The organism is Nguyenibacter vanlangensis, from assembly GCF_013376155.1.
GTDB lineage: Bacteria > Pseudomonadota > Alphaproteobacteria > Acetobacterales > Acetobacteraceae > Gluconacetobacter > Gluconacetobacter vanlangensis.
Genome location: NZ_JABXXP010000136.1, coordinates 1 through 6,177 on the forward strand (window position 1 = coordinate 1; position 6,177 = coordinate 6,177).

The window sequence follows — 6,177 nt, forward strand, 5'->3', positions numbered from 1 at the left end:
GGTGGCGCGCGGCCTGACCATGCCGGTGGGCGTCGCCTTTCGCGATGGCGACCTGTACGTGTCCGAACCGCGCGACATCCTGGTGCTGCGCGGGATCGAGGACCGGCTGGACGATCCGCCCGCGCCGGTGGTGGCGGTGTCTGGCCTGCCCTGGCGGGCGGGCGACCATGGCTGGAAATTCATCGCCTTCGGCCCGGACGGCAAGCTGTACGTGCCGATCGGGGCACCGTGCAATATCTGCGATGTCGGGCACCGGTTCGGCAAGCTGATGCGGATGAATCCCGACGGCACGGGGCGCGAGGATGTGGCCTGGGGCATCCGCAACAGCGTCGGCCTGACTTGGCACGACCCTGGGCACGACCCTGGGCACGACCTTGGGCAGGACCTCGGGCAGAGCCTGGGACAGCCGGGCCGTTTCGTGTTGTGGTTCACCGATAACGGGCGCGACCTGATGGGGGACGATGTACCCAGCGACGAGCTGAACCGGCTGGACCATGCCGGGGAATCGTTCGGTTATCCCTATTGCCATCAGGGCGACGTGCCGGATCCGGTCTTCGGCCGGCTGCACGCCTGCGCCGAATTCACGCCGCCGGTGCTGAAGCTGGGGGCGCATGTCGCGGCGCTGGGCCTGCGCTTCTATGACGGGGCGATGTTTCCGCACGAATACCGAGGCGCGCTGCTGATCGCCGAGCACGGGTCGTGGGACCGCAGCCGGCTGGCGGGTTATCGCGTCATGACGGTGCGTTTCGGCGCCGATGGACGGGTGGCGTCCTATGCGCCGCTGCTCGACGGGTTCCAGCAGGACCAGATCCCCTGGGGGCGTCCGGTGGATGTGCAGCCCCTGGCGGATGGCAGCGTGCTGGTCAGCGACGACCTGGCCGGGGCGATCTATCGCGTGACCTATGACGGCGCGGCGCGCGGCGCGCGGTAGGGCGCGCCTTGCGGCCGCCCAGCGCCTTGTCTAAGAGGCTGCTTCAGAAGCCCTGCGACCGGCGATCCGACGCGCGTTTTCTGTGCTCCGATGCCCAGGGCTTCTGATGCTCAGGGCTTCTGATGCCCAGGGCTTCTGAAGCAGCCTCCAGGGCGCGCACAGGGCAGGGGCGGTAAGGAGCAGCGATGGCGGAGACCGGCGGAAGCCCCGGAACGAACGGATCGGGCGCGGACTGCGTGCTGGACCTGATGCCCGAATCCGGGATCGGCTATCTGACACAGGCGCTGGCCGATATCGGGCGGGGCCTGGCCATGTGGCGGCTGGGTTGGGCGCTGGGCTGGGTGGATATCAAGCTGCGCTATCGCGGTTCGCTGCTCGGCCCGTTGTGGCTGACCTTCTCCACCGCCGTGATGGTCGCGGCCATGGGCCCGATCTATGGCCTGCTGTTTCACATGGACATGCGCACCTATGTGCCGTTCCTGGCGGTGTCGCTGGTGCTGTGGGGGTTCGTCAGCGGGGTCGCCAATGACGGGCCGACGATCTTTACCGGTGCCGCCGGGCTGATCCAGGCCGCGCGCCTGCCCTTTACGCTGCACGCGCTGCGGGCGCTGGTGCGCAACAGTCTGATCCTGCTGCATAATGTGATCGTCATCGCGGTGGTCTTCGCGCTGTGCGGCGTGGTGCCGGCCCATCTGGGGGGGGCGCTGCCGGCCGTGGTGCTGTGGGGGATCGACGGCCTGGCGCTGTCGCTGCTGCTGGGGGTGGTGGGGACGCGCTTTCGGGACATCCCGCCCATCGTGTCGAGCCTGATGACGATCGCCTTCTTCGTGACCCCCGTGTTGTGGGAGGCGCGGCTGGTGACGGTCGATCCGCGTTTCCTGCTGTTCAATCCGTTCTATGCGCTGCTGGACATCATCCGTGCCCCGCTGCTGGGCGCGCCGGCGGCGCTGTCGTCCTGGGTGGCGGCGCTGGCGTACAGCGTGCTGCTGTGGGTGGGCATGCTGCTGCTGTTCGCGCGCCTGCGGTCGCGGCTGGCATACTGGGTCTGACGCCATGGCCGGAATCGATGTCAGCGATCTGCAGATCGCCTTTCCCCTGTATCACGGCAATGCCGCCAGCCTGCGCAAGCGGATGGGGCGCGCCATGTCGGGGCGCCTGGGCCATGATGCGCGCGACCGCGTGGTGGTACGCGCGCTCAACGGACTGAGCTTTTCGGTGCGGCCCGGCGAGCGGCTGGGGCTGATCGGCCGGAACGGCGCGGGCAAGACCACGCTGCTGCGCGCGCTGGCGGGGATCTATGAGCCGGTGGGCGGGCGCGTGAGCGTGCGCGGGCGGATCGGCGCGCTGCTGGATACGAATCTGGGCATGGTCGCGGAACTGACGGGGCGGGAGAATATCCGCCTGCGCGGCCTGTATTCGGGGCTGGATTCCGCCGCCATCGCCGGGGTGGAGCAGGACGTCTCGGCCTTCGCCGAGCTGGGGCCGTTCCTGGACCTGCCGCTGCGTTCGTACAGTTCGGGCATGCAGATCCGCCTGGCCTTCGGCCTGGCCACCGCCGGCCGGCCGCAGGTGCTGCTGATGGATGAGTGGTTCCTGGCGGGCGACGCGGCCTTTCTGAGCCGGGCGCAGTCGCGCCTGGAACGGATGATCGAAGAGGCGGATATCCTGGTGGTCTCGACCCATCAGGCGGAGATCCTGGCGACCTGGTGCACGCGGGTGCTGTGGATGGACCAGGGGCGGATCCGCATGGACGGGCCGCCGGGCACAGTGCTGCCAGCTTATCTGGGCCGAGCCTGACCGGACATGCGCGCTGGAGGCGATCCTGCGCGCGTTTCCTGTGCTCCGGTGCTCGGAAACACACGCCGGGCGCGGCCCTGTCGGGCCGCTCTCGCTCACCAGCCCACATGTCCGGTCAGGCTCGGGGCTGTCGAAGCAACCTCCGGCAGATTTCCGGGACGATATTTTCAGGATTTTCGGGGAATGGCGCGAGTGACGGGGCTCGAACCCGCGACCTCCGGCGTGACAGGCCGGCGCTCTAACCAACTGAGCTACACCCGCAGCGGCGCGGGGTTTTCGGCCCCGCATCCGTTCGTGGAGGGCGAATTAACAAAGGCGGGCGATTCTGGCAACAGGTTCCGCCGGAAAAAATGACGGCGCGATGATTCGCGCCGCCGGAAGCGGGAAACAGGCGGGCTTTCAGGCGGCGCCCGCGTCGCCCAGCGCCGCCGCGCCGTCCAGGGTGGCGGCCACGGCATGCACGGTCGCGGCGATGCGGACCGCGGTTTGGACCTGTTCGGTGGTCAGTCCGGCGTCACGGACCATTTTTTCATGGCTTTCGACGCACATGCCGCAGCCATTGATCGCCGAGACGGCCAGCGACCAGAGTTCGAAATCCAGCTTCTCGACCCCCGGGCGGCCGATCACGTTCATCCGCAGCCGGGCCGGCATCTGGGCGTAGTCGCCGCCCACCATGTGGACGAAGCGGTAATAGATATTGTTCATGCCCATGATCGCCGCGGCGGCCTTGGCGGCGGTCAGGGCCTCGGGCGTCAGGACGGATTCGTATTCGGCGACGATGGTGCGCGTCACGTCCGCGTTGCGCGCGGCGAGCGCCGACGCCACGAAGGTGCCGGCCCGCTGCTGCGGGGTGAGCGTGATGTCGTTCGCCAGCGAGCTGAGATTGAGCTTGAGATCCTTCGCGTAGTCGGGAAGGCGTTCCTTGAGCGAGTCGATCGACATGGCCAGGGCCCTGTTGCTGTGCGGCGCGGTTCGCGACCGGCCGGCCGGCCCGTCACGTTGCGACGCGGATGGAGGGGATTCGGAAAGGATGGATATGTCCGGCCGTGCCGGACGGGACATGGGTGCGGGCCATGCCCCCGCCGGCGGGCGCCGGCGGAATCCGGTCCGGCCCCGGGGGCCGGACCGGCCAGGGTGATCAGACCTTGAGGAAGGCTTCGCCCTGCTTCCAGTTGCAGGGGCACAGCTCGTCGCTCTGCAGCGCGTCGAGGATGCGCAGGATTTCCTGCGGGTTGCGGCCGACCGAGAGGTCGTTGACGCTGACATGGCGGATGATGTTGTCCGGATCGACCAGGAAGGTGGCGCGATAGGCCACGCCGGCATCGCTCGACAGCACGCCGCAGGCGTCGGACAGTTCACGCTTGATGTCGGCCAGCATCGGGATCTGCAGGTGCTTCAGGTCCTCGTGGTGCAGGCGCCAGTTCAGGTGCACGAACTCGCTGTCGATCGACACGCCGTACACCACGGTGTCGCGGTCCTTGAATTCGCCGGCCATCTTGCCGAACGCCACGATTTCGGTCGGGCAGACGAAGGTGAAGTCCTTCGGCCAGAAGAAGACCAGCTTCCACTTGCCTTCGTCGGTCTTGTCCGAGATCTGCACGAATTCGCCGGTCAGGCCCGCGGCGCCACCGGCGACGGAGGTCAGGTCGAATGCGGGGAATTTGTCACCGATCGTCAGCATCAGCATGCTCCTTGCATCAATGGTCCTGGCGTGGCGCCGCAATGCGGTCCGCGCCGTGTGGGCTATTCTATAAGCGCCGAAGGCGATATCATGCCAATGAATAATTTATATCCGGATGATCGAAGGGATCGATGACACCACTGCCCTCGGCCCAGCAACTCCGCTATCTTATTACTCTCGCCGAATTGCGCCATTTCGGACGGGCGGCCCAGGCCTGCGCGGTCACGCAATCGACCCTGTCGGCGGGGATTCTGGCGCTGGAGCGGCAACTGGACGTCCAGTTGCTGGACCGCAATGTCGGCAAGCGGGTGGTGTTCACCCCGATCGGCGACGAGGTGGCGGCCCGGGCGCGCTTCGCGCTGGATTCGCTGCAGGCGGTGCAGGACGTGGCCGATGCCTCGCGCGCGCCGATGAGCGGGCTGCTGCGCATCGGGGTGATTCCGACCATCGGCCCGTTCGTGGTGCCCGGCCTGGTCGCGCGCCTGCGCCGGCAGTTTCCGCAGATCCGCGTGTCGGTGAACGAGGACGTGACCGGCAACGTGCTGGACAAGCTGGCGCTGGGCCGGCTGGACCTGGCGCTGCTGGCCATGCCCTGTCCCTGCGAGGGGGCGGAGACGTTCCCGCTGTGGCGCGACGAATTCATGCTGGTGCTGCCGGCCGGCCATGCCCTGGCGCAGTGCGAGTCGATTCCGGTCGGGCGGATCGCCGCCGAGCGCATGGTGCTGCTGGAGGACGGGCATTGCCTGCGCGACCAGACGCTGGCGCTGTGCCGCCAGGAGCGGGGCTGGACGACGACCGAGGGCGAGGAGGAATTCGTCGTGACCTCGCTCCATACCCTGATCGACATGGTGGCGGACGGGCTGGGGATCGCGCTGCTGCCGCGCCTGGCGGTGGAATCGGGCATATTGCGCGACCTGCCGGTCGTGGTGCGGCCGGTCACGGGCTGCCAGGCCTGGCGCACCATCGGCCTGGCCTGGCGTCCGCGTTCGCCACGCGCCGCCGATTTCCGCCTGCTGGCCCCGCATATCCGTCCGCCGGAGGGGAAGGCGCAAGGGGCGAAAAATGGCCCGGAAGGGCGGGAAAGCCGGGATTTTTCGGGACCGCGCGGTTGACTCTGTGCATCCGGGCCGGTATTCGGCGCGTCTTCGCGGTGTCAAGCCGCCAATGAGGATCAGGTCATGAAGATCAGAAACAGCCTGAAGTCGGCCAAGGTGCGTGACAAGGACTGCCGTGTCGTCCGTCGTCATGGCAAGGTCTACGTCATCAACAAGAAGAATCCGCGCATGAAGGCCCGCCAGGGCTGATTGTCCGGACGGCCTTGGCCGTACGGTTTCTCTTGCACGACGCGCATGCCCGCGTTCCTGGCCGGATGACCGGTCGGGGACGCGGGCGTATGTGTTTGCGCTTGTCCGCCGCCTGTGTCCTGGCCTTGTCGCTGGGAGCGGGCCTGTGCCCGTCGCGGGCTGCGGCTCCGCCGGCCGGCCAGAAGGCCCCGGTGATGACCCCGCCCGCCGGGAAGGCGGGTTCCGGCCAGGTTTCTCCTGATCGGGTTTCCCCCGACCAGGTTTCCCCCGGCCAGGTTTCCCCCGGCCAGGTTTCTCCGGGCCAGGCGGTTCCGGGGAAGGCCGTTCCCGGGCAGGCGGATCTGGCGCTGCTGGTGGCCGAACTGGCCCGTGCGAACACGCGCGCCCTTGCCGCCGAACTGGAAGTGCGGATCGAGCAGGTGAGGCTGCGGCCGCTGTCGCCGACCACGCGGCTGCTGCTGCGG

7 protein-coding genes, 1 tRNA gene and 1 pseudogene are annotated in these 6,177 nt (G+C 68.1%); 6 read left to right on the top strand and 3 right to left on the bottom strand.

The genetic code is table 11. The features are described 5' to 3' along the window. The 3 genes from HUK84_RS08685 to HUK84_RS08695 all read left to right on the top strand — a co-directional run. Nucleotides 1-931 (top strand): PQQ-dependent sugar dehydrogenase (locus HUK84_RS08685; RefSeq protein WP_176639950.1); only part of this gene is annotated, 931 nt, incomplete at its 5' end. Between the two features lie 185 nt (nucleotides 932-1,116). Beyond that, nucleotides 1,117-1,980, top strand: coding sequence for an ABC transporter permease (locus HUK84_RS08690; protein ID WP_176639951.1), 864 nt, complete (start codon nucleotides 1,117-1,119; stop codon nucleotides 1,978-1,980). Nucleotides 1,981-1,984: 4 nt separating this feature from the next. Then, nucleotides 1,985-2,728 carry an ABC transporter ATP-binding protein gene (locus tag HUK84_RS08695; RefSeq protein ID WP_176639952.1) on the top strand — a complete coding sequence of 248 codons (744 nt, stop codon included), beginning with the start codon at nucleotides 1,985-1,987 and terminating at the stop codon, nucleotides 2,726-2,728. Nucleotides 2,729-2,912: 184 nt separating this feature from the next. On the opposite strand, the gene HUK84_RS08700 is transcribed toward HUK84_RS08695, so the two are convergent. The 3 genes from HUK84_RS08700 to HUK84_RS08710 all read right to left on the bottom strand — a co-directional run bounded on the left by HUK84_RS08700 (nucleotide 2,913) and on the right by HUK84_RS08710 (nucleotide 4,409). Then, nucleotides 2,913-2,989: transfer RNA gene (locus HUK84_RS08700), tRNA-Asp, on the bottom strand. A gap of 138 nt (nucleotides 2,990-3,127) precedes the next feature. Beyond that, nucleotides 3,128-3,670, bottom strand: a complete 543-nt coding sequence (locus HUK84_RS08705) for a carboxymuconolactone decarboxylase family protein (RefSeq protein ID WP_176639953.1) — start codon at nucleotides 3,668-3,670, stop codon at nucleotides 3,128-3,130. A 196-nt stretch (nucleotides 3,671-3,866) separates the two neighbouring features. Further along, the gene (locus HUK84_RS08710; protein WP_281362770.1) at nucleotides 3,867-4,409 is read right to left on the bottom strand and encodes a peroxiredoxin; all 543 of its coding nucleotides are present in this window, start codon (nucleotides 4,407-4,409) and stop codon (nucleotides 3,867-3,869) included. A 131-nt stretch (nucleotides 4,410-4,540) separates the two neighbouring features. Here HUK84_RS08710 and HUK84_RS08715 point away from each other — a divergent pair, with 131 nt between their 5' ends. From HUK84_RS08715 to HUK84_RS08725, 3 genes and pseudogenes are all read left to right on the top strand, one after another. Beyond that, nucleotides 4,541-5,521 (top strand): hydrogen peroxide-inducible genes activator, encoded by a 981-nt coding sequence (locus HUK84_RS08715; protein WP_176639955.1) that lies wholly within the window; start codon nucleotides 4,541-4,543, stop codon nucleotides 5,519-5,521. Between the two features lie 66 nt (nucleotides 5,522-5,587). Next, nucleotides 5,588-5,713: a type B 50S ribosomal protein L36 gene (gene ykgO, locus HUK84_RS08720; protein WP_012223099.1), complete on the top strand. Its 126-nt coding sequence runs from the start codon at nucleotides 5,588-5,590 to the stop codon at nucleotides 5,711-5,713. A 194-nt stretch (nucleotides 5,714-5,907) separates the two neighbouring features. Continuing rightward, nucleotides 5,908-6,177, top strand: a pseudogene (locus HUK84_RS08725) (hypothetical protein); the annotation flags it as partial.